The 23,165-nt window shown below is 40.3% G+C and carries 17 protein-coding genes; 11 read left to right on the forward strand and 6 right to left on the reverse strand.

The features are described 5' to 3' along the window. Nucleotides 1–13: 13 nt before the first annotated feature. From ESA94_RS11415 to ESA94_RS11425, 3 genes are all read left to right on the forward strand, one after another. Nucleotides 14–571: an NADPH-dependent FMN reductase gene (locus ESA94_RS11415; RefSeq protein WP_129131042.1), complete on the forward strand. Its 558-nt coding sequence runs from the start codon at nt 14–16 to the stop codon at nt 569–571. Nucleotides 572–653: 82 nt separating this feature from the next. Next, nucleotides 654–2,501 carry an amidophosphoribosyltransferase gene (locus tag ESA94_RS11420; RefSeq protein WP_129131043.1) on the forward strand — a complete coding sequence of 616 codons (1,848 nt, stop codon included), beginning with the start codon at nt 654–656 and terminating at the stop codon, nt 2,499–2,501. A gap of 156 nt (nt 2,502–2,657) precedes the next feature. Further along, nucleotides 2,658–3,152 carry a SixA phosphatase family protein gene (locus tag ESA94_RS11425; protein WP_129131044.1) on the forward strand — a complete coding sequence of 165 codons (495 nt, stop codon included), beginning with the start codon at nt 2,658–2,660 and terminating at the stop codon, nt 3,150–3,152. Between the two features lie 5 nt (nt 3,153–3,157). On the opposite strand, the gene ESA94_RS11430 is transcribed toward ESA94_RS11425, so the two are convergent. From ESA94_RS11430 to ESA94_RS11440, 3 genes are all read right to left on the reverse strand, one after another. Next, nucleotides 3,158–3,556, reverse strand: coding sequence for a hypothetical protein (locus ESA94_RS11430; protein WP_129131045.1), 399 nt, complete (start codon nt 3,554–3,556; stop codon nt 3,158–3,160). 116 nt (nt 3,557–3,672) lie between these two features. Continuing rightward, entirely contained in the window at nt 3,673–4,980 is a 1,308-nt protein-coding gene (locus tag ESA94_RS11435) for an amidohydrolase family protein (RefSeq protein ID WP_129131046.1), read from the reverse strand. Between the two features lie 11 nt (nt 4,981–4,991). Continuing rightward, nucleotides 4,992–8,036 carry an amidohydrolase family protein gene (locus ESA94_RS11440; protein ID WP_129131047.1) on the reverse strand — a complete coding sequence of 1,015 codons (3,045 nt, stop codon included), beginning with the start codon at nt 8,034–8,036 and terminating at the stop codon, nt 4,992–4,994. 279 nt (nt 8,037–8,315) lie between these two features. Here ESA94_RS11440 and ESA94_RS11445 point away from each other — a divergent pair, with 279 nt between their 5' ends. The 3 genes from ESA94_RS11445 (at nt 8,316) to ESA94_RS11455 (ending at nt 12,951) form a co-directional block, all read left to right on the forward strand. Then, nucleotides 8,316–11,741, forward strand: a complete 3,426-nt coding sequence (locus tag ESA94_RS11445; RefSeq protein ID WP_129131048.1) for a PAS domain S-box protein — start codon at nt 8,316–8,318, stop codon at nt 11,739–11,741. Between the two features lie 16 nt (nt 11,742–11,757). Continuing rightward, a complete protein-coding gene (locus ESA94_RS11450; RefSeq protein WP_129131049.1) occupies nt 11,758–12,393 on the forward strand; it encodes a response regulator in 636 nt (211 codons plus the stop codon). Nucleotides 12,394–12,462: 69 nt separating this feature from the next. Next, nucleotides 12,463–12,951: an asparaginase domain-containing protein gene (locus ESA94_RS11455; RefSeq protein WP_129131050.1), complete on the forward strand. Its 489-nt coding sequence runs from the start codon at nt 12,463–12,465 to the stop codon at nt 12,949–12,951. A gap of 10 nt (nt 12,952–12,961) precedes the next feature. On the opposite strand, the gene ESA94_RS11460 is transcribed toward ESA94_RS11455, so the two are convergent. Then, the gene (locus ESA94_RS11460) at nt 12,962–14,569 is read right to left on the reverse strand and encodes an amidohydrolase (RefSeq protein ID WP_205755967.1); all 1,608 of its coding nucleotides are present in this window, start codon (nt 14,567–14,569) and stop codon (nt 12,962–12,964) included. Between the two features lie 98 nt (nt 14,570–14,667). Between ESA94_RS11460 and ESA94_RS11465 the strand changes: the two genes are divergently transcribed. Beyond that, nucleotides 14,668–15,357, forward strand: coding sequence for a helix-turn-helix transcriptional regulator (locus ESA94_RS11465; RefSeq protein ID WP_129131051.1), 690 nt, complete (start codon nt 14,668–14,670; stop codon nt 15,355–15,357). A gap of 79 nt (nt 15,358–15,436) precedes the next feature. Then, nucleotides 15,437–15,937, forward strand: coding sequence for a DinB family protein (locus ESA94_RS11470; RefSeq protein WP_129131052.1), 501 nt, complete (start codon nt 15,437–15,439; stop codon nt 15,935–15,937). Nucleotides 15,938–15,985: 48 nt separating this feature from the next. Here ESA94_RS11470 and ESA94_RS11475 read toward each other — a convergent pair whose 3' ends face one another. Further along, nucleotides 15,986–16,546, reverse strand: coding sequence for a 1-acyl-sn-glycerol-3-phosphate acyltransferase (locus ESA94_RS11475; protein WP_129131053.1), 561 nt, complete (start codon nt 16,544–16,546; stop codon nt 15,986–15,988). 220 nt (nt 16,547–16,766) lie between these two features. Between ESA94_RS11475 and ESA94_RS11480 the strand changes: the two genes are divergently transcribed. Then, entirely contained in the window at nt 16,767–18,593 is a 1,827-nt protein-coding gene (locus tag ESA94_RS11480; protein ID WP_129131054.1) for a phosphoenolpyruvate carboxykinase (GTP), read from the forward strand. A 91-nt stretch (nt 18,594–18,684) separates the two neighbouring features. Here the strand turns inward: ESA94_RS11480 and ESA94_RS11485 are convergent, their stop codons facing one another. Next, nucleotides 18,685–20,838 (reverse strand): TonB-dependent receptor, encoded by a 2,154-nt coding sequence (locus ESA94_RS11485; protein WP_129131055.1) that lies wholly within the window; start codon nt 20,836–20,838, stop codon nt 18,685–18,687. A 153-nt stretch (nt 20,839–20,991) separates the two neighbouring features. Here ESA94_RS11485 and ESA94_RS21435 point away from each other — a divergent pair, with 153 nt between their 5' ends. Both ESA94_RS21435 and ESA94_RS11490 read left to right on the forward strand, forming a co-directional pair. After that, nucleotides 20,992–21,162: a hypothetical protein gene (locus ESA94_RS21435; RefSeq protein ID WP_164972715.1), complete on the forward strand. Its 171-nt coding sequence runs from the start codon at nt 20,992–20,994 to the stop codon at nt 21,160–21,162. A gap of 188 nt (nt 21,163–21,350) precedes the next feature. Beyond that, a complete protein-coding gene (locus ESA94_RS11490; RefSeq protein WP_129131056.1) occupies nt 21,351–23,129 on the forward strand; it encodes a tetratricopeptide repeat protein in 1,779 nt (592 codons plus the stop codon). Nucleotides 23,130–23,165: the final 36 nt, after the last annotated feature.

Below are 23,165 nucleotides of genomic sequence, written 5' to 3' on the forward strand. Positions count from 1 at the left end.
GGGGAACCATATTATGAATATTGAAATTATTACAGGAAGTCCCAGAGAAAACAGCGTTACCAATCGTGTAGCCTTATTCCTGAAACAACTTCTCGAAAAAAATACTACACACACCGTAAATATTATTGATGTGCGGGAGTGGGATCTTCCACTTTTACAGGACGTATTTGTATCGGTAGATGCAACTCCGGAGCAATTTAAACCCTTAAGCAAACGGATGTTCGCAGCCAATGCTTTTATTCTGTTAACACCGGAATACAATGGCAGTTATACGCCGGCAATGAAAAACCTGCTCGACCATTATCCCAAACAAACGCACAAAGCATTTGGAATTGTTACGGCAAGTCCCGGCCCTTTGGGCGGTATACGTGCAACACAACAAATGCAATTGCTTATTAATGCCTTATTTGGTATAGCAAGTCCTTATATGTTGGTTGTGGGTGGTGTGGATAAGAAATTTGATGAACAGGGAAACCTTACAGATCAATCGTTTCAGAAAAATATTGATGTTTTTGTAAGAGAGTTTTTATGGCTTGCAGAAAGTCTTTATCCTGAAACGGTGCTTAATTAATGCAGGAATGTAGCAACAGGTTCTTACCTTTGCGCCTTCCACAACCGTAGTTAAATAGCGGTTGATTTCTGATACAATAATCATGAGCGACGAAATAAAACACGAGTGCGGCTTGGCCTTCATTCGTTTACGCAAACCCTTCTCTCATTACCAGAAACAATATGGCTCGGTGCTGTATGGCCTTAACAAGCTGTACCTCCTTATGGAAAAGCAGCACAACCGTGGGCAGGATGGTGCCGGTATTGCAGCAGTAAAGCTGGATGTAGAACCGGGTTATCCTTTCCTCCACCGTTTACGCAGCAGTGCGCCGCAACCAATTGCCGATTTGTTTTTTAAAGTTGGGCAGGAAGTGCAGGAGCTGGAAAAATATCAACCCGATATTAAGCAGCATGCAGGGTTAATGAAAGGTCATTTGCCGTTTTTAGGTGAGTTGATGTTGGGACATCTTCGTTATGGTACACAGGGTAAAAACAATGTAGAGTTTTGTCATCCGTTTATTAAGCGTAACACCAACACAGCCCGTAACCTTGCACTTGCAGGTAATTTTAATCTTGTAAATACAGATGAACTTTTCGGATTGGTGAATATTGATCCGGGTGAGTTTCAGCGCCAGAGTGATTTAGCAGCGATGATGGAAGTGGTGCATCATTTTCTTGTAAAAGAAGATGAGATCAATCCAAACAATCCATCGGTATTGAATGTGCTGAAGAAAGCTACTCCTTTGTTTGATGGTGGTTATACCATTGGTGGTATGACGGGTAACGGAGCCAGCTTTGTAATGCGTGATGCACACGGTATCCGTCCGGCATATTATTATATCGACGAAGAAGTAATTGTTGCAGCAAGTGAACGTGCAGCTATCCGTACAACATTTAATGTTGGCGAAAACGAAGTGCTGGAGTTAATGCCTGGTCAGGCATTGATTGTTGAGTCGAATGGCCATTATCATATTGAACAGGTAATTGAACCGAAAGAAAGAAGAGCCTGCTCGTTCGAACGGATCTACTTCAGCCGTGGCAGCGATGAAAAAATTTATCGTGAGCGTATTACACTTGGTTATAAACTCAGCAAACGTATTCTTGAGAATATCAACTACGATTTAAAGAATACCATTTTCTCTTACATTCCAAACACGGCCGAAGTTGCATTCTTTGGTTTGGTAAAAGGAATGGAAGACTATCTCAACCAGATCAAAGTACAACGTATTATGAGCTGGGGTAACGATTTTGATGAAGAGAAGTTGAACGAGATGGTTACCCGTAAGATTCGCCAGGAGAAAATTGCGATTAAGGATGTGAAGCTGCGTACGTTTATTACAGAAGACAGCAGCCGTAACGAAATGGTGCAACACGTTTACGATGTTACGTATGGTACTGTTCGCAGAGGAGAAGATACCTTGGTAGTAATTGATGATTCAATTGTACGAGGAACAACATTGAAGGAAAGTATTGTACGAATGTTGGGTCGCCTTGGGCCAAAGAAAATCATTATTGTATCAAGTGCTCCGCAAATACGTTATCCGGATTGTTACGGTATTGATATGAGTAAGCTTGGAGACTTTGTTGCGTTTCGTGCAGCAATTGAATTGCTGAAAGAACGTGGAATGGACGATGTAATTGCAGAAGCACATAGCACCATTAAAGAGCTGCAGCGCAACAATCAACTGCATACCGAAAATATTGTACGTAGAATATACAAGCCCTTTACAACAGAAGAGATCAGCGATAAAATTGCACAACTTATTACACCGGCAGGTTTTACAACTCCTGTGCAGGTAATTTATCAGAACATCGAAGATTTGCATGCAAGCTGCCCTACCAACACAGGCGATTGGTATTTTACAGGTAACTATCCAACGCCGGGAGGTAACAGAGTTTGTAACAAAGCACTGTTGAATTACCTCGATGGAAAAAATGTTCGGGGTTATTAAAATAATCTCAACTTTTTTTGAGTTTGGTAAAATTATTGTTGAGTAATACGCACCCGTCTTTAAAATCAGAATATCAAGCCGGAAAAATACTGAAGAGAGAACCATCTGTTACAACAGGTGGTTTTTTTATTGCAGTTGAATAACTACTTTCAACCTATGAAATCGTTATTTCTTATACGTCATGCAAAAAGCAGCTGGGATAGTCCCGATCAAAACGATTTTGATCGTCCGTTAAATGCAAGAGGTATTAAGGATGCGCCGGTAATGGCGAAAAAACTTGTGGATAGAAATGTACAGATCGATGCATTTTTCAGCAGCCCGGCTCTAAGGGCTAAGCAAACATGCGAGTACTTTATAAAAGCATTTGGAAAACAGAAAGAAGAAATAAAGTTTCTGTCGCAGCTTTATTTAGCGGAAGCTTCTGTTTTTGAAGAAACAATTCTCTTGCTCGATAATAAACTTGATGCGGTTGCTGTTTTTTCGCATAACAATGGTATTACTGAGTTTGCTAACCAGTTAACCAATGCAAAAATTGATAACATGCCAACCTGCTGCATTTTTGCTGTTAAAGTTGAAGCTGATGACTGGAGCAAATTTGCTAAAGCAAAAAAAACGTTCTGGTTTGTAGACTATCCCAAACTGATAAGTTAATTAAGCTACAGCTTTGTGAACTGTAACTCTTTGGTAGGATTTGTTTTATTGTTTTGAAATAAAACCTGGCGATAAGTAAGCAGCTTATTGAACCAAAGATGACTTATATCGGATAGTTCCTGTTCGGTACTGGTTATTTTAATTTCAAAATTATCGGCACGTGGATCTTCGTTCCATGTGCCTGCAAAGGTTTGCGTTCCGTTACTTACATCTACTGTTTTATCTGCATTAAAACGAAACTGCCATCCTGTATAAAGAAAAGTATTGTTGCTGTTGTTTTGTTTGTAGAGAGAGATGCGCCACACTCCATCTGTAAGAATACTTTGGAGAGGTGGAGTATCTTGCGGTTTTCTGCAGGAGCCGCATAGTGCCATTAATAACAAAAACGGCAAAAGTTTTTTCATGGTGAATTCAGGTTTCGGTAATGTGAAGATATAAACGTTTTTTATACCGTTTAAGTACGTAATAAAAAAGGTTGCCGATTTCCGGCAACCTTTTTTATTTGAATAAGCTGGCATTATTATTTTATTCCATACTTATACTTATAACGTTCATTGAGTTGTTTGTGTTTATCGTCGAGGCTTGGTTGGCGGCCCTGAATAAACACTGCAGTGATAATGCTCGTCTTCATATCGAGAATATCGCCTTCAGAAATAACAATATTTGCGTCTTTACCTACTTCGAGTGAGCCTGTAATATTATCAATGCCAAGGATCTTTGCAGCATTCAACGTAATTGCAGTAAGTGCTTGTTCTTTTGTAATACCATAAGCAGCGGCAGTACCTGCGTTGAAAGAAAGATTACGTCCTCTTGTTTGGCCATCTTCATCATTAATAGCATACAACACACCTGCAACCTGTAAATAAGTAGCCGATTTGTAAGGAAGATCCACATCGTCATCTGTCATGGTAGGCAATGCATGACGTTGTGCAAGAATAACCGCAATGTTATTTTGTTTCAGCAGATCTGCAATTTGCCAGCTTTCACTACCGCCCACAATTACTACATCAAAACCAAACTCTTTTGCAAAGTCAATTGCAATGAGCATTTCTTTCACCACATCGCAATGAACAAACAGTTTTTGTTTTTTCTCAAACAACGCTTTTGTTGCTTCGTATTTGAGGTTTGTTTTACTGTGCGATGTTTCTTTGAAATAAGCTTTTGCTTCACGAAAAAATGCTTTAATACTTTCTACTTCTGCTAACGCTTCTTTCACTCTGTCTGCACTGCTTCTTGTATCGGCACCACCGCCAAAACCACCGAAGCGTGTTGGGCGAGGTAATAACGAAGGCATGTTCATGTGCATTTGTCCATCGGCTTTGTAAATGGCATCTTCCCAGTTCCATGCATCGAGTTGCACAACTGTAGATGAACCACTGATGGTGCCACCCTGAGGTATAATGTTGGCAAACAGGATACCGTTGCTGCGCAATGTGCCGATCACTTTTGAATCGGTATTATAAGCAACAATAGAACGGATGTTTGGATTGTACAAGCCCAACTCTGTATGATCGATGGTTGCACGTACGCTGTTTACTTCAACTAAACCAAGTTGTGAAGTTGAAAGAATTAAACCGGGATACACATGCTTGCCTTTGGCGTCAATTACTTTGCCTGTACCGGCAGGAGCAGTTTGACCAATTGCTTTGATCTTTCCGTTTTCGAATGTGATAAATCCGTTGCTGATTACTGTACCATTACCCACATGAATTGTAGCATTGGTAATGGTAATTGTTTCGGTTTGTGCTTTTGCCGGGTAAACTGTTTCCTGCGCCATTGCAAGAACGCTTACCAGTAAAAGTTGTATGCTTAGAATTATTTTCTTCATTGCAGTAAGTTTTATTGGTTGCTGTTTTGATTAAGTTCATCGGCATCTACTACCAGTAAACCATGACTGTGGTTGTGATCGGAACAGGTATGCATAATTTCCATACTTGGTGCAAATGGAACTGTTGGCATGCCCATACGTTTTTCACCAATCATTTTTGCCATTAAACGGGCACGTTCTTTTGCAATATCCAAACGCAGTTGCTTATCTTTTTCACGATCGTAATAAACAATACCATCAACAATTGTTTTTTCTGCTTTTGCATAAATGCTCAGCGGATGATCGCTCCACAAAACAATGTCTGCATCTTTACCAACTTTAATGCTGCCGACTCTGTCATCAACACGCAGCATTTTTGCAGGATTGAGTGTAACCATTTTCAGCGCATCTTCTTCGCTCATGCCGCCATATTTTACGCTCTTTGCAGCTTCATGATTAAGATGGCGTGCCATTTCAGCATCATCAGAATTGATGGCAACATTAATACCTACTTGCTGCATAATGCTTGCGTTGTATGGAATAGCATCTACCACTTCCATTTTGTAATTCCACCAGTCGCTGAAAGTAGAAGCATTAGCACCGTGTGCTTTCATTTTATCGGCTACTTTATAACCTTCGAGAATATGTGTGAAGGTGTTTAAGGTAAATCCGAATTTATCTGCAACACGGAGAATGTCTGTGATCTCACTTTGTACATAAGAGTGACAAGTGATAAAACGTTTTTTGTTGAGAATTTCAACCAATGCATCTAACTCAAGATCACGACGGGGAGCTGTTGCTTTTGGATTTTTCTTTTTCTCTTCATCATATTTCTTCCAGCTTGCTTCGTAATCTCTTGCACGGGTAAACGCATCAATCAATACCTGGCTTACACCCATACGTGAATCGGGGAAGCGATTGTTTTGTTGCGATGAAGAGCGCTTAACGTTTTCGCCCAATGCAAATTTGATATAGCCTGGCCAGTTCTGGAATTTCAAACCTTCATCATTGGCACCCCAACGGAGTTTGATCAACTGTGTTTGTCCGCCAATGGTATTTGCAGAACCATGTAAGATGTGCGATGATGTAACACCACCGCTTAATTGACGGTAGATATTAATGTCCTCCGGATTGAGGTTATCGGTAATACGCACTTCCGATGTTACACTTTGTCCGCCTTCGTTAATAGAAGCAGCAGCAATATGCGAATGTTCATCAATAATACCTGCAGTAACATGTTTGCCTGTACCATCAATTACTTTCGCACCTGCATCGCTTAAGTTTTTACCAACAGCAGCTATCTTGCCATTTTTGATCAACACATCGGTGTTTTGCAAAACACCCTCTTTTTCATTGGTCCAAACTGTTGCATTTTTAATTAAGATGGTTTCCTGTTTCGGCATTTCGGTATAACCATAACCATTGAAAGGATATGTTACTGCACCGATTTTAACCGGAGGTTTGCTGCGGGTACTGTCGGGCTTAACGGTTGTTTCTTTACTGTAAACCGCAGTCCATGTAAAGCGACCACCATTTACATCATCACCAACACCACTCCATAAATTATCGTTTGCAATACCACTTAAGCGAATATTATTACGGCTGCCTTTTGCTTCGGGAAAGTTGAGGCGAACCTGCTTACCATCAAATGTAAAGCGACCGGTAAGCGTATCTTTTCCGATAACACTTGCAGTTGTACTGTTCTTTACATCGAGTACAAATGTTTTTGTGCCACCGGGTGTGTTAATCGTTAAGTTGTAAATGCCTTTTACATCATTCCACAACTCATCCTTTACACTGTACTTTTCACCTTGTACCCAGTTTTGATAGATGGTTGTTTTTTCGGCGAAAACAGGACCTGAAGTAATAAGGAAGTTGGCAATTTTACCTGCTTCTAAGCTACCCACAACATCATACATACCTAATACTGTTGCAGGAGTTTTTGTTAACGCTTCCAATGCTTTGCTTTCGCTTAAACCATATTCAATTGCTTTGCGAAGATTGGTAAGAAACTGGCGGGCATCACGCAGGTCGGAAGTAGTAAGCACAAAACTGATACCTGCTTTTTCAAACATCGCTGCATTTGCCGGTGCCATTTCCCAATGTTTCATATCGGTAAGCGAAACAAAACGTGCATCAAGCGGATCTTCAATATCCATTGCAGCCGGATAGTTTAATGGCAGAATGAATGTTGCTTTTGTACCAGCCATTTCTGCTACACGTTGGTATTCGTTACCACCTGCTTTCATAATATATTGCACACCAAATTCATCGCCTATTTTATCGGCACGAACAACAGCCCATTTATCATTTGCTTCAAAAATCTGCGGAAGTGTTTGCTGTTCGTTCCAGAAGCGCAGCGAAAGATTTACACCCTCTGCTGCCGGATTGTTTTTATACCATTGTGCATCGAGATATGTTTGACGCAACAATGAAATACTGCCCATGATAGAACCGGGATACGATTGTGTAGATGTTCCTTTGTTGAAGGAATAATGTGCAGATGCTTTTTCTTTAAGTACAGTTTTGTTTTCTTTTGAATCGGAGAGTGAAACAAATACACCTGTACCACGTGCAATACCATCACGCTGGTGTGTAAGTGCTGCACCAAAGCCGCTTTCACGTAAAGCTTTTGCCTTAACATTATCGCCTGCAAAAATGCGTACGCCCTGTACATCGGTACGAATGGCCTGGTTCCAGCCATATGCGCCTTTTTGATTTGAGGTAATTTGTGCAGGAGCATTAAAGTTAAATCCACCCTGTGTACGTTGTGCAACAGGCATGCCGTACTCCGCATACAGATCAATAAACGAAGGATAAATGAATTTGCCTTTACAATCAATAATCATTGCATCGGCAGGAATAGTTAATGCTGCACCAACTGCTGTGATCTTTCCATCACGAACAATCATGGTGGCGTTACTGATGCTGGTAGCTGCATCCTTTACAATTGTTGCGTTGGTAAATGCGTAGCAACTTGCTTTAGGTTCGGCTACGCCGTTTACAGGAAATGTTTCCTGTGCCCTGGTTGTTATTGTAAGCAACAACAGCCAGGCAAAGAGGACCTTTTTTCTCATGCTGTGATTTAGTTTATTAGCCGTTAAGGTAGTTTAAATGAACAAACGGGCGCAAAAGTTTGGATGAATGGATTTATTTAATGTTAATCATACACTTAAACAATCGTTAGCAATAAAATACTTTTATCCGTTTCGTTTTTTTCCAGTTATTTAGCAACAGGCTGTTTAATTACGGAAATACAGATTATTGAAAAACCGTAAGTGTTACCGCAGCTTAATAGGATTTTGTACTACAATACCGATAGGTGTTTTAGTTTAATTTTGAACTATCCAATATTAATGAACAGAATCGCCCAAATACCCGCCATTTTTCAAGAAAGCCGTCAGTTATATTATGTACTGATTGGGCTGGATGGTTATTATGCTGCTGTTAATTCTTGCTTTGCAGAAAAATTTCAGTTGAGTCAAGGGCTTATTTCAACAATACATGCTTTCGAAACTATTCATCCGGCAGATCATGCAGATTGTTCTGCTGTAATCGAAAACTGTACACAACATCCGGGCAAAACATTTCCGATTGTATTGCGCAAATTCATTCCGCTTAGTGGTTTCATTTATACAAAATGGGAGTTTACATGTATTAATTCCGATAATGAACAGCAGATACAATGTATTGGCTTCGATTTTTCCGGCCACATAGAAAAAACAAATGAGTTTGCAGTTGTACATTCTGCAACAGATGGTAAAAAAGAAATGCTTGCACACATGCTAAGCAATAGTGTGGATGTGTTTATTCTTGTAAACAGGGAAAATGAAATACTGTATTGCTCGCCTAATATAGAGCAGGTATTGGGTTATAACGATGAAGAGTTGCTCGGTAAAAGCGGATTTGAAATGCTGCATCCGGATGATATTCCTTCTGCGTTAGCCATTTTTGAAGCAGAGCTTCTTAACCCTGGCAAAAACAAATCGGTCGATCTTCGATTCAGAAAAAAAGATGGCGCATGGTTATGGGCAGAAACAAAAGGCAAAAACCTTTTTGGCAATCCGCATATTCGTGCTATGCTCATCAACCTGAATGATATTTCAATAAGAAAGCAATCGGAAGAAGCAGTAAAGCTGAGTGAGGAACGCTACAAAGCATTTTTTAATAATCTCTCGTTACCGTTACTGGTTATTAGCCAGGATCACCAACAAATACTGGATGTAAACAAGAAAGCTTTAGACCGTTATGGTTACACAGCAGAAGAATTTAAGAACATCAACATCCGCAATTTATTTACACAGGAAGTTACCTGCGAAGAGCTAAGCGATATTTATGCTAATAATACAGTAGTTGAACATTGTACCAAAGATGGCGAACTTATTCTGGTACGTATTTCACGCCACGAAGTAGCATACGCAACAACAAATGGTTACTTATTGCAGATAACGGATGTAACTGAAACATATCGTACGCAACAGGAAAACGAATTAGGGTTTGAAATTTCTGATATCTTAATTCAGCCAAGACCATTAAAAGAGAATCTGCAATTGGCATTGCAAAAGTTGCGGAAATTTACAAAGTGGGATTTGTGCGAATTCTGGCTTCCGAGTTACGATGGTGTTTATCTTAAAAGTGAAGTGGTTGATTATGCAGATAACCTGGATAAGCAGGCAATGGAAGAATATTTTGTTGCTACAAAACAGTTCGACTTTCCGATACTTGACTATGTTGAACCGGAACAAATAAGTGCACTTAAACCTTATTGGATTGAAGACCTTTCAAAATCGAGTTTGGAGTTTAAGCGGTTTAAACAAATGCAAAATTGCGGTTTGCAAACAAGTTTAATTATTCCTGTTGTAAACGAAAACAAAGTGACTTGCTGTTTAGCGCTCATGAGTCGTAGTTTAAAAAGCTATAACAGGCATGAGCTTAACCTCATTAATACAATGGCCAATTTGTTTGGAGCCGAAGTATCGAAGCAGGTGAACAGCTCTATGCTCAACAATTTCTTTCTTATCAGCAGAGATATTCTCACAATTGCAGGAATGGATGGACGATATATTCGTGTAAACCCTGCCTTTGTAGAATTTAGCGGATATACTGCAGAAGAAGCTAAATCTATTCACCCGTTAAGCTATGTGCATGATTTTGACAAGCCCGCAGTTTACAACAAACTGTTAGAGCTTAGCGAAGGCAAGAGTATTGATTATTTTGAGAACAGAATTGTTACCAAAGACGGAAAAACAAAATGGCTTGCATGGACTGCAACACCACTCATTGATGAAGGTATTGTAATAGCATCGCACAGGGATATTACATCGCAAAAAGAAATGATTGAAGCCCTGGCGGTAAGTAACGAACGATACCAATATGTGAAACGGGCTACCAACGAAGCTATTTGGGATTTTGATCTTAAGAAAAATGTTATACTTAGAAGTGGTGGTTACAAACAACTCTTCGACTACGATCCGGATAGCGAACATACCAGCCTTGATTTCTGGGAATCGAAATTACACCCCGAAGACAGGGAAAGAGTAAAGGGGCAACTGCATAGCTTTCTGAGCCAATCGATCAGTGACCAATGGGAATGCGAATACCGTTTTCTGAAAAATGATGGTTCTTACGCTTATGTTAGCGATAAAGGATTCAAAATTCACGACCGGGATGGTATGCCCATTCGTTTTGTTGGTGCTATGCAGGATATTACCGAACAAAAATTATTTGCCGAAAAATTACGACTCAGTAACGAGCGATATATGCTGGTTGCAAATGCAACAAGAGAAGCCATTTGGGATATGGATTTTGAAACTCAGGGCATTACCTGGAGCGATGGCTACAGGGTTTTGTTTGGCCATGGCTTTGAAGATGCAGATGCAGACAAAGATTTTTGGGAGGCAAATATTCACCCCGATGACAGGCGTTATGTTACCGAAAGTTTCAGCCGATTTTTAACAGAACACAACACCCCTTACTGGGAATGTGAGTACAGGTTTCAAAAAAAGGACGGTTCGTTTTCAAATGTGTCAGATAAGTGTTATCTTATATACGATAACGAGGGCAAGCCAATTCGTGTAGTAGGTGCAATGCAGGATATAACACGACAAAAAAACCTTGAAAAAGAAATAATTGAAAAGGAACGTAGCCGGCAAAACCAGATTGCACAGGCTGCAGTATTTGCACAGGAAAAAGAACGTGCAGAAATTGGTAAAGAGCTGCACGATAATATCGGACAGTTACTTACTACAACAAAGCTCTACCTCGAAATGCTGAAGAATAACCAGGAAAACCAGGAAGTTCTTATCGATCGCAGTACTAACCACATTAATTCGATTATAGGGGAGGTGAGAAATCTTTCCAGATCCCTTGTTCCGCATAGTTTGAAAGATCTTGGACTTATTGCATCAATAAACGATTTGATTGATAGTTTCAGACTGTTAGGAACGTTTGATGTTGAGTTAATTTCATCTGACGAAGTAGAAGAAATAACCAATAACACGGTGCAGCTAACGATCTATCGCATTATTCAGGAAACACTGAACAATATTGTACGACATGCAGAAGCAACACATGTATTGGTAAAGCTTACTATCTCGAGTAATCAAGTGTTACTCTATGTTGAAGATGACGGTAATGGCTTCGATTTGCAGAACATTAAAAAAGGGCAAGGCATTGTGAACATTAAAAGCCGTGCAGAATTACACGAAGGAACCACAGAAATAATTACAAATCCAGGGCAAGGGTGCAAATTATCCGTGCTTATTCCAATAACTAAAAACTAAAAAAAACTACACTATCATGGAAAAGATTACTGTCTTAATTGCAGATGATCATAAGCTGATCAGAGAAACATGGACCTTTATTTTAAACAGTGATCCACGATTCTCGGTTGTTGCCCAGTGCAGTAACGGGGAAGAAGCAATTCTTTTGGCGCAAAAACTCCGCCCAAAAATTGCTATGCTCGATATTAATATGGCACCTATAAACGGTATGGAAGCTACGGAGCAGATTCGCAAATTTTCGCCCACAACAAAAATTATCGGTGTATCCATGCACTCACAACCGGCATATGTTAAAAAGCTTCTCAAGCTTGGAGCAATGGGTTATGTAACCAAAAACTCGCCTCAGCAGGAAATGTTTGATGCTATTGTTGCGGTAAGCGAAGGCAAACGTTACATCTGTGCAGAAGTAAAAACAATTTTGAGCGAACAGATTTTTGAAGAAGAAAGTTCGGGTGCTAATACGCTATCAGCACGTGAACTGGATGTAATCAAATACATTAAACAAGGTCTTTCGTCGAAAGAGATTTCTGCAGAGCTGAGCATTTCTTTAAAAACGGTTGAGGTACACAGACACAATATTCTCAAGAAGCTGAACTTAAAGAACAGTGCTGCGTTGGTGAATTACATCAACTCTTCGGGCCTGGTAATTTAATCGGCATTGCCTTTTCGGTAATATCGCTGGATTGTTTTTCTTTGCAGTAAATCTGTAAAAAAGCATTCCATGGCAATCCGCATTTTTATTACCGGAGGCACGTTCGATAAAGAGTATAACGAAATAACCGGTAAGCTATATTTCAACGATACACATATGCACGACCTGCTTGATATGGGCAGGTGCCGTGTGCCTGTTGAAATTCGTACATTAATGATGATCGACAGCCTTGAAATGACCGATCACGACCGTGGGCTTATTGTGCACCAGTGTGCCAATGCCGATGAAGATCGTATTGTAATTACACATGGTACCGATACCATGAGCGAAACAGCAAGCATTATTGCCCAAAAGATCAGCAACAAAACCATTGTACTTACAGGTGCAATGATTCCTATTAAATTTGGTAGCAGCGATGGCCTTTTTAACCTTGGAAGCGCCATTGCATTTGCACAAACCTTACCGCACGGAGTTTATGTTGCTATGAACGGGCGCTACTTTCATGCCGACAATGTGCGTAAAAACAAACAAACCGGCATGTTTGAAGAATTGAAATAAACCCGCTTCTTTATTTTTTCTCTTCTAAAGTTGGGTAGGTAATACCTAACTGTTCCAGGTAACTGTTGTATTTCGAGGGATCGTAGTAAAATGCTTTCAGCTTTGGCCGAAACAGTTGCATGATCTCTGTATTTAAAAACACAGCAGGCCTTGTATCTGCATCTACAAACGATTTATACTTCACATCTTTTGTTTGTACGTTGTTATGATAGGTCCACGCATCGGCAATGATCTTTGGATTGGTAAGCATATCAATTAAAGTAGCAGCAACCGTTTTACTTCCTGCAACCACACCTTTGTGTGCTATGGGCGTAGCCATGGCAATACCATCTACCCAACTATGACCGGGTGTGCCGGGTATATTACTTGGAAACCGTAATACAACTGTTGGTACATTCCATGCAATATCTGCAATATCATCGCTGCCGCCACCCATCGAAAACTGAACCGGTCCGTACAATGTATCAAGTTTAACAGCTAAGCCGTCAATAGGGTTGCCACGGAAATCTTTCTTTGGTGCGCCACTCATTTTCTGTACAGCTCTTGCAAGTGCCTGGTCGTCGGTGCTCCATGTTGGTAAGCCAACAGTTTGAATGTTTTTATACATAGCTTCGGCAATGGCTTTGTTAAAATGACCGGGCCATGCTGTACCAAGCAAACGATGTTTAACAGTTGTATTCGTCATCATTGCTGCACCGTTGGCAATGCGTATACCATCATCATACATGGCTTTAATATCTTCGTATGTACGTTCACGAAAGTAATACCATACTGCAGCTTTCGACGGTACAACGTTTGGCTGATCGCCTCCATCGGTAACAACATAGTGCGAACGTTGAGTGGGCTTTAAATGTTCCCGTTTATAATTCCAGCCGATGTTCATTAACTCCACAGCATCTAATGCACTCTTTGCACGCCATGGTGCACCTGCTGCATGTGCAGCGCTTCCTTCAAACATAAATTCAACAGACACCAGTCCGTTATTACCTGCATCGCCCCAGCTTACGCCTAAATTATTTCCAACGTGTGTAAAAATGCAGGCATCAACATTTTTAAAATAGCCATCACGTATGTACCATGCTTTACTACCCACCAATTCTTCGGCAACTCCCGGCCATAGCATCAACGTGCCCGGTAATTTTTCACGCTCCATAATTTTCTTTACTTCTATAGCGGAAAGAATAAGCAAAGGCAAACCGGAATTATGCCCTTCGCCATGTCCAGGTGCATCTTCTACAATGGGCGATTTAAAAGCAACACCTGGTTTCTGCGAAGCTTTGGGTATACAATCTACATCACTGCCCAATGCAATAAACGGTTTGCCATTTCCCCAGCTCGCTGTCCATGCAGTAGGCATACCTGCAATACCACGTTGAATGGTAAAACCATTTTCTTCCAGAATTTTTGTGAGGTAGGCTGCTGTTTCTGTTTCATGAAAACCAAGTTCGGAAAAGCTGAACACCATATCAACCATTACCTGCGCATCTTTTGCACGGCTATCAATTGCTTTGATCACTTCTTTTTTCCAGAGTTCGGCTTTGGGATTAACGATGGGTTTTGTTTGTGCAAGAACCTGCACACAAAAAAGCGATAGCATTACTGCTGAAAAAATTCTCATGCTGTTAAGTTTTGGTTGAAGGATACAGGAAGTTAGTATAAAATTGAATGCATTTAACTTGAAGCAGGAATTGTTACATTTGGTTCAATCTATTTTTTATGAACCGTGTTGACCGACTGCTGGGTATCATCACCACTTTACAATCGAAGAAATTTGTTACTGCAGAAAAAATTGCAGCTAAGTACAACATCAGTGTCCGTACGGTTTACAGAGATATGAAAGCTATTGCTGAGCAGGGCATACCTGTAAGCTTTGAGCAACATCGTGGTTATTTTTTAGTGGAAGGTTTTTTTCTACCGCCGGTAAGTTTTACCAATGAAGAAGCCAATGCGTTGTTGTTAATGCAAACAGTAGTTGAACGTTTTGCCGATAAATCTATTCTTATAAACTACAATGCTGCATTGGATAAAGTAAAGGCAGTTATGCGTCATTCACAAAAAGAAAAACTGGAACGGCTACAGCAACAAACAAAGTTTCAAACATCTCATCCCGGCTATACCGATTTTGAACATCTTTCTGTTTTGCAAACAGCAATTTCATCTAAAACAAAACTCCTTCTTGATTACAAGAATAACAACAATGAGGTAAGCAAAAGGGAAGTAGAACCCATCGGTCTTATTTTTTATGCTTACAACTGGCATTTGGCCGCATGGTGCCATATGCGTAACGATTACCGTGATTTTCGTGTTTCACGGATATTAAAAGTGAAAGACACAGGAATGGCTTTTTCAAAGAACGATCATATCGATATTAACGATTACATGAAGCAGCTGCCGGTTAATTATTAATTTTTTTACTGGCAAAAAGTACACTGCCATAGGGTTGTCAGTGGGCGGTTGTTTTTTTGAATTCTAAAAACAATCAGCTATGAATCTTACACAAATGCTCCTTAAAGAAATGGAGCAGGAAATTGCTACAACACGTAAAATGCTTGCACTGGTTCCAAACGATAAGTTCGACTGGAAACCACATGAAAAGAGTATGAGTATGAAAAGCCTTGCCATACATATTGCAGAAATACCCGGCTGGCCCGAACATATTCTTGAACACGAAGTGCTCGACTTTGCAGCACAACCTTACACACCTGCTGCAGTAAGCAATAACAAAGAATTGCTGAACCTGCTCGAAACATCGTACAACAAAGGAAGAACCTTAATGGAGAAAACAGATGATGATACACTTGTAAACAAACACTGGAAAATGTGTATGGGCGAAACCTTACTGGCCGACTTAACAAAGTATGAAGCCATTCGTCATGCGTTTGCGCAAACAACACATCACCGTGCACAGCTAGGCGTTTACCTGCGGTTGAATAATATTCCTATACCGGGCAGTTATGGCCCAAGTGCCGACGATCAAAGTTTTTAATTGTTGATTTAGCAAGTGCTGTGCTGTAGTTAATACGGCATGGCACTTTTAATGCAGCATATGTTGCATGCCCATTTCTTTGTGCTTGCCTTCTACCCCTGCAAAAAAAGTAAGGATCTGTTTAAAATCATTTGCTTCATCGGCCGATGGATAAATTAACGGCCCCATAATTACTTCCCGTTTTGTAAAATCAAACCCAACTAACTGTATTGGTACATTTGCTTCTTTGGCTATATAATAAAAACCGGTGCGTAGTTTATCTACTTTCTTTCTTGTTCCTTCTGGGCTCATGGCAATGCGAAACACAGCATGCTCGTTAAATTTATCGGCCACTTGCTTTACTAACCCATGCGATGAAGAACGATCGACAGGTGTACCGCCAATTGCACGAAAGAACCAGCCAAAAGCTCCATCGAATAACTCTTTTTTACCAAGAAAATAGGCATGTTTAATCGGGATAATATAGCGTGCTGCTATTCCAACCACAATATCCCATGCGCTGGTGTGCGGCCCAACTGCCAATACCATCTTTGGTATGTCATTCCTAAATGTGCCGGTAACTTTCCATCCTTTCAACTTCCACCAAAGCGAAGTAATCCATCCTGCCATGTGTTAGGTTTAAGACAAAAAGGTAATACCATTTAAGCAGGCAACAAAAAATTATCTGTTTATTACAAATATGACTTAATACACATAATTAGTGTTTAAAGGAATAACTGACACAGATTGGGCAGCACACTTATATTCATCATTCACTAAAAAACAGTTTAGTCTTTACTTGCGAACGAATTACAGGATATTAAGTTTGTTTAACTAAAACTAAATTAAGATGATTGCCCCCGACAAAACCGAGTTTAAAGAGTGGGTCCTTAAAATGCAGGATCATTTTCAACCCGAAAAAATACATTGGTGCAGCGGTTCGCAGGAAGAGTACGATGCACTTTGCCAGCAACTGGTTGATAAGGGTACATTTATTAAGCTCAACGAAGAAAAACGACCCAACAGTTATGCTTGCTTCAGCGATCCCAGCGATGTTGCCCGTGTGGAAGATCGTACTTATATCTGCAGCCGCAGAAAAGAAGATGCCGGTCCTACCAACAACTGGATGGATCCAAATCAAATGAAAGCGTTGCTCGAAGGCTTAACCAAAGGAAGTATGAAAGGAAGAACCATGTATGTAATTCCTTTTTGCATGGGACCTGTTGGTTCATCCCTATCACGTTATGGCGTGCAGATTACCGATAGCGAATATGTTGTAATTAACATGCGTATTATGACCCGTATGGGCGACCAGGTAATGCCGTTCATTGACGATTCGTTTGTAAAATGCGTACATACTTTAGGTGCACCTTTACAAGAAGGACAACCGGATGTTAAATGGCCTTGTAACCCGCACGAAAAATACATTACACATTTTCCCGAAGAACGATTGATTATTTCTTACGGCAGCGGCTATGGTGGCAATGCATTGCTGGGTAAAAAGTGTTTTGCATTACGAATTGCCAGTGTTATGGGTCGTGATGAAGGATGGCTTGCAGAGCACATGCTTATACTTGGTGTTGAATCGCCTGAAAAAGAAAAAAGTTATATCGCTGCCGCTTTCCCAAGCGCATGTGGTAAAACCAACTTTGCAATGATGATTCCTCCACAAGGTTTAAACGGATGGAAAGTAACTACTGTTGGTGATGATATTGCGTGGATACACAAAGGAGAAGATGGACGACTTTACGCCATCAATCCCGAAGCAGGTTATTTTGGTGTTGCACCCGGCACAAACCGGAAAACAAACCCCAATGCAATGGACAGCATCCGTGCCAATACCATTTTTACCAACGTAGGTATTACACCCGATGGCGATGTATGGTGGGAGGGTATGAGCAAAGAAGCTCCGGAAGGTTTGATTGACTGGACAGGAAATGTTTACGATAAAGCAAGCGGCAAACCTGCAGCGCATCCGAACGCACGCTTTACTGCACCTGCTTATCAAAATCCTGTAATTGATTCTGACTGGGATAATGCAGAAGGTGTACCGATTACTGCCTTTGTATTTGGTGGCAGAAGAAGTTCTGCAGTGCCATTGGTGTACCAATCTTTCAACTGGAACTTTGGTGTGTACCTCGCAGCAACGATGGGTAGCGAAATGACAGCTGCTGCGTTTGGAGAGCTAGGTAAAGTACGTCGTGATCCGTTTGCAATGTTACCGTTCCTTGGTTATCACCTCGGCGATTATTTTAACCATTGGTTACAGTTTGGTCGTGATTTGCCTAATGCACCACGCATCTTTGGTGTTAACTGGTTCCGTAAAAATGAGAAAGGAGAATTTGCATGGCCCGGCTTTGGTGAAAACATGCGTGTACTCAAATGGATCGTACAACGTAGTAAAGGCGAAGCAAGTGCTGTTGAATGTCCTATCGGCTGGCGCCCACGCTATCGTGATCTGGACTGGAATGGTATGGAAGAATTATGCAAAGATGAATTTAATAATATCATGCATGTTGAACGTGAGTTGTGGAAGAAAGAATTGTTAGGGCACGAAGAGTTATTTGAAAAAGCATATGATCGTTTACCCAAAGAGTTTTTCTTTATGCGTGAACTGTTGCTGAGTGCATTGTGGCGCAGTCCGGATGATGTAAAACTTGCTCCCGAGCATCATTGATTGTTGCTTTTGATTGAGGGATGATTAAAAAGAGCCGCTGTTGCGTAGCGGCTCTTTGTTTTACTATACTTATACAGTTTTTAAAAGTACATCAAAGTTTAAGTTTTAAACCGCCGTTAATTACAAATCCATCGAGTGGTGCATACACATCACGGAAAACAGGATAGTTAACAGAACCTGTGTAAATACTGTCGAAACGTGTTTGCCTTGCATCAAGAAAGTTTTCGAAGTTGATGTACAGCGAAAATTTTTCCCATAAACGTTCAACCATAAAACCACAGATCCAGTAAGGTTTACCAGTGCTGCCATCGCTGAGTAACTGTTTGTCGAAATAATAACCTTCCAGTCCGGCTTTCCATTTTTCTTCTATTTCATACATCAACACTGCATTAATACGGTTGCGTGCGGTTAATGGATTAGTACGCTTTACACTGCCTTCATGAATTTCAGTATCGGTAAACGTATAGCCAAGAAAGAGCTTAAAATCTTCGTACCCGATTTTGATGTTGGTTTCAATACCTCTTGTATCAATATGCCCGCTGCTGTTTACAAACTTGTAGCCATTACCGGTATTCTGTAACAGCAAAGGTTTATCAATACGGGTATAAAAAAATAATTGATTGATGCTGAAACTTACTTCATCAAACAGTTTTGTTTTATAGTTTACATCTGCATTAAAGCCATAGCTTTTTTCAGGTTTGTTGGATGCGTCAATACCCAAAACCTGGCGGTATTGCAAACGCTCACTTTCTTCGGTGAAAATGGTTGGGGCTTTATAACCCAATCCACCACCAATGCGTGAACTGAAAGAAGCAAATGGTTTAAACAAAACAGCAACACGGGGCAGAAAAGCAAAACCATAATTATTTACATGATCGCCACGGATGCCACTTTCAATATGCAGCCATTCTTTTGCTTTAAATGTGTTTTGCACAAACACACCAATCGTGTTTTGTTTGAAATTGCGTGACGGAAAATTGATTAGTCCGAGATCTTTAAAATTTTCGTTCCATAAATTAATACCAGCAATCCATTCTGTTGTTGTGCGGGTATGAACATAATTGGCTTCGGTAAAACTGTTTAGCTGACGCCCCCAAAAATAATAACCCGGCGATCCTATTGAGCGGTTGAAATAACTTACACTTTGTTTAATTGTAAAATGGTTTGTTTCGTTAAATGCATGATCGAGCGAAAACTGTGTTGAATAGCGTTGCGAACTATTTTCTTCATAATACCTGTTGGCAGTTTCGGTTTTTATATAATCCATATTGCCACCCAGCCGTTCTTCTGCAACTGCATTTAACCCCAATACAATTTTTGTTTTGTTCGATGGATAAAAAAACAACCGTGGATTAACTGTGTACCGTTGAAATTTTGGAATAGCCGAGAGATTGATTTTTGCAGGATCATATGCTGCATTACTGTTTCGAGAAGTAAAAATGGTGATACCAAATTTGTTGAAACGTTTGCCATAAAAGAGGTTTGCATCAAGTCCGCCTGCAGTTGTACCGTTGAGATGAATTTTAAAATCTCTTTCTGCTGTTGGAGTTTTTGAAATAAGATTTACCAATCCTGCAATAGCACCACCACCATACAAGGTAGATGCAGAGCCTTTGATTACTTCTACTTGTTTAAGATCGAGTGGTGCAATCTGTAATAAACCCAAACCACCTGCTGCACCATTGTACAAAGGAAAACCATCTTTGAGTATTTGCGTATAACGGCCATCCAGGCCCTGAATGCGGATAGATGCATTGGCAGATGTTGCAGATGTTTGCTGTGTTTGAATACCGGTGCTTTCGGTAAGTAACATGCGGATGTCGCCGGGTTTCATATTGCTTTTTTCATCGAGTTCTTCACCTGCAATAAACTCCACACGGGTAGGTATGTTTTGAAATGTTCTTGTGCTGCGGGTGGAGGTAATGATGATCTCTTCTTCTTCCTCTTCCTCCGGTTCAAGAAATACAACAAACGGTTCGTTGTTTTGAAGCGGAACAGTAATGTTGGTCTGTTGTGTTGCATAACCAATATGCGACACTTCTGCTTTGTAAGTTCCGGGTTGAAGATTTTTGAATGTAACAAAGCCGCTGCTGTCGGTTACCGAAGTGCGTTGTGCAAGCTGTACGGTAGCTGCAGATAGCGCCTCTTTTGTTTGTTTATCTTTTACTATAATAGATAAGGTATGTTGTGCCATACTGCTGTTGCTGATGCATACAAACAACAACAGCAAAAAAACTTTTTGCATAATTTATATTGAAATGTTGAGTTAAGAAATAATAAGAAGGCTTAACTCAATTGCGGCGGTTGCCAGATAGGGCGGTAGATTTCGGAAATAGATAGAGTTTGTATAACGGGATGGTGAACTGCAAACTGTACCGGGCTTTTAATTTGAACACAATTGCAGGTACGCATCATCTGCACACCACAACAGGCACAGGAACAAAACGGCGGACAGTCATCTTCACAATTATCATCTGCCGGCGTTTGTGCAACAGCTGCAGTTTTTATTTCTTTACCCAATGAGAAAACATCTTCCGGGCATGGAAACATGCTCAGCAGTAAAATGTAAATGGTAAGAACTGTGGTAAACAATTTCACAATGCAAAACTAATAACTGCATCATCATTCTGAGAAATTATTACTGTTGCCATGTTGCAAAAAATAATATTAATTGCAGCAATTAAAGCAGTAAGCGTTTAATAGCTTGTTACACATTATATGCGTCAATTCTATTTATTTTATATATTGGTCTTGCGTATGAAGTTTTTCAAAACCCAACTCCTCCGGATATCTGCTGTATTTTTTTTAGGCATTTATTGCGCTGCAATGGTACAGGCGCAAAATGTGTTAAGTAGCCTTGCGCAAATAGAAAAAGCAGTTGCCGATCCGTCGCAAGAATTTAATACCATTATACACAATACCTGCAATACTGTTGTTAAAAACGAAAACTGGCAGCTTACTTTAAATAAGTTGGAATCTCAAACAAACAACCATATTTCCCGGGCACTTTTTTTTACAATAAAAGCAACCTCTCTTTATTTATACAATACACAACCAGCTACAGTAGAATTAGAGCCCAGAGTAAAAGCCGACGCAAAACCTGAAATTTTAGCGCTGCATATGAAGGCAATGAACGAAGCCTATCTGTCGGGCAACGACAGGTTAATTGCACAGATCAGTTTGTATTACGGTCAACGATGCTATGTTATGAAAGAACTTGAATTGGCTGTTACATATACAATGAATGGGTTAGAATTGAATGAGAAACTGAATATCAGCAATAGTCCTGTTGATTACATGGTTGTAGGAGAAATTTTGTACAGAATAAAAGAGTATCAAAAAAGTATAGCGCATAGTTTAAAAGCCTTTTACACCTGGCAAGCCATGGGTAATACAAAGGATACCTTGCGCATGATGTGGAGCAGCAATACGGCAGCCATTGCTTATCAACGGCAACAGAAGTACGATTCTGCTTTTTTATGGCATAAGAAGTCCATGCAATTGGCAAATGAATTACATCACGATATCTGGAAAGGAATCATCTGCGGTAACATGGGACAGATTTATTATGAACAAAAAAAGTATGACACTGCACTATCACTTTTGGAAAACGATTACATCATCAGTAAAAGAGAAGGACTTTATGATAATGCAGCTAATTCATTACAATGGGCAGCACGCACACATCTCCAGATGGGTAATACCGCAGCAGCATTGGAACAGGTACGTGCAGCATTTGCATTATTGAGAAGAACTTTTGATGCACACTATTTCCGAAACGCCTGTTATACTGCAACAGAAGTGTTTAAAGCTGTCGGCATGTACGATAGTGCGTTCTATTACAATACACGTTATTCGACTTTAAACGACTCGCTTGAAAAAGTAATTGCAGTAAGCGGTATTGCTGTTTCCAGGGCAAGAGCAAACGATGAAAAAAGCAAGTACCATATTCAATCATTGCAGAAAGAAAAGCAAACACAATTGCTTCAGCGAAATATCTTAATTGCAGCTGTTGTATTGTTAGGCATCCTGGGTTTTTTATTTATCAGCCGTCAACGCCTTAAGGCAAAGCTCCAACTGGAAAGGATGGAAGAGGAAAAGAAACAGATGGAGAAGGAAATTGCCGTTGCAACCGAACAGTTGAAAATGTTTACCGAAAATATTGTTGAAAAAACCAATCTTATTTCCAAACTGGAAGAGCAAATTAAAGATGAGGGAATATCTGCCGAAAGACAATTACTCATGAACGAGTTGAGCAGGCAAACCATATTAACAGAAGTCGACTGGTTGAAGTTTAAAGAACTCTTTGAAAAGATTTATCCTGCTTTCTTTCAGCAGTTGAAACAAAAGGCTGCAGATATTACATTGGCCGAACAGCGTATGGCTGCTCTTACACGCCTGCAACTAACCAGCAGGCAAATGGCAGCAATGCTGGATATTTCTGTTGATAGTGTACATAAAACAAGGCAGCGGTTACGGCAAAGATTTCAATTGGAAGCCGGTGCAAATCTTGAAAAGTACATTGCCGAAATATAGTGGCTCATGCTGCGGACAGGCCACGGTAGAAGTTTG

The sequence above is a fragment of the Lacibacter luteus genome (assembly GCF_004118265.1).
GTDB lineage: Bacteria > Bacteroidota > Bacteroidia > Chitinophagales > Chitinophagaceae > Lacibacter > Lacibacter luteus.

Coding starts and splice junctions, on each gene's coding strand:
- ESA94_RS11460 (WP_205755967.1), bottom strand. CDS start 14,569: ATGAGAATTTTTTCAGCAGTAATGCTATCGCTTTTTTGTGTGCAGGTT.
- ESA94_RS11435 (WP_129131046.1), bottom strand. CDS start 4,980: ATGAAGAAAATAATTCTAAGCATACAACTTTTACTGGTAAGCGTTCTT.
- ESA94_RS11485 (WP_129131055.1), bottom strand. CDS start 20,838: ATGCAAAAAGTTTTTTTGCTGTTGTTGTTTGTATGCATCAGCAACAGC.
- ESA94_RS11450 (WP_129131049.1), top strand. CDS start 11,758: ATGGAAAAGATTACTGTCTTAATTGCAGATGATCATAAGCTGATCAGA.
- ESA94_RS11425 (WP_129131044.1), top strand. CDS start 2,658: ATGAAATCGTTATTTCTTATACGTCATGCAAAAAGCAGCTGGGATAGT.
- ESA94_RS11470 (WP_129131052.1), top strand. CDS start 15,437: ATGAATCTTACACAAATGCTCCTTAAAGAAATGGAGCAGGAAATTGCT.
- ESA94_RS11480 (WP_129131054.1), top strand. CDS start 16,767: ATGATTGCCCCCGACAAAACCGAGTTTAAAGAGTGGGTCCTTAAAATG.
- ESA94_RS11430 (WP_129131045.1), bottom strand. CDS start 3,556: ATGAAAAAACTTTTGCCGTTTTTGTTATTAATGGCACTATGCGGCTCC.
- ESA94_RS11465 (WP_129131051.1), top strand. CDS start 14,668: ATGAACCGTGTTGACCGACTGCTGGGTATCATCACCACTTTACAATCG.
- ESA94_RS11455 (WP_129131050.1), top strand. CDS start 12,463: ATGGCAATCCGCATTTTTATTACCGGAGGCACGTTCGATAAAGAGTAT.
- ESA94_RS11490 (WP_129131056.1), top strand. CDS start 21,351: ATGAAGTTTTTCAAAACCCAACTCCTCCGGATATCTGCTGTATTTTTT.
- ESA94_RS11415 (WP_129131042.1), top strand. CDS start 14: ATGAATATTGAAATTATTACAGGAAGTCCCAGAGAAAACAGCGTTACC.
- ESA94_RS11475 (WP_129131053.1), bottom strand. CDS start 16,546: ATGGCAGGATGGATTACTTCGCTTTGGTGGAAGTTGAAAGGATGGAAA.
- ESA94_RS11440 (WP_129131047.1), bottom strand. CDS start 8,036: ATGAGAAAAAAGGTCCTCTTTGCCTGGCTGTTGTTGCTTACAATAACA.
- ESA94_RS11420 (WP_129131043.1), top strand. CDS start 654: ATGAGCGACGAAATAAAACACGAGTGCGGCTTGGCCTTCATTCGTTTA.
- ESA94_RS11445 (WP_129131048.1), top strand. CDS start 8,316: ATGAACAGAATCGCCCAAATACCCGCCATTTTTCAAGAAAGCCGTCAG.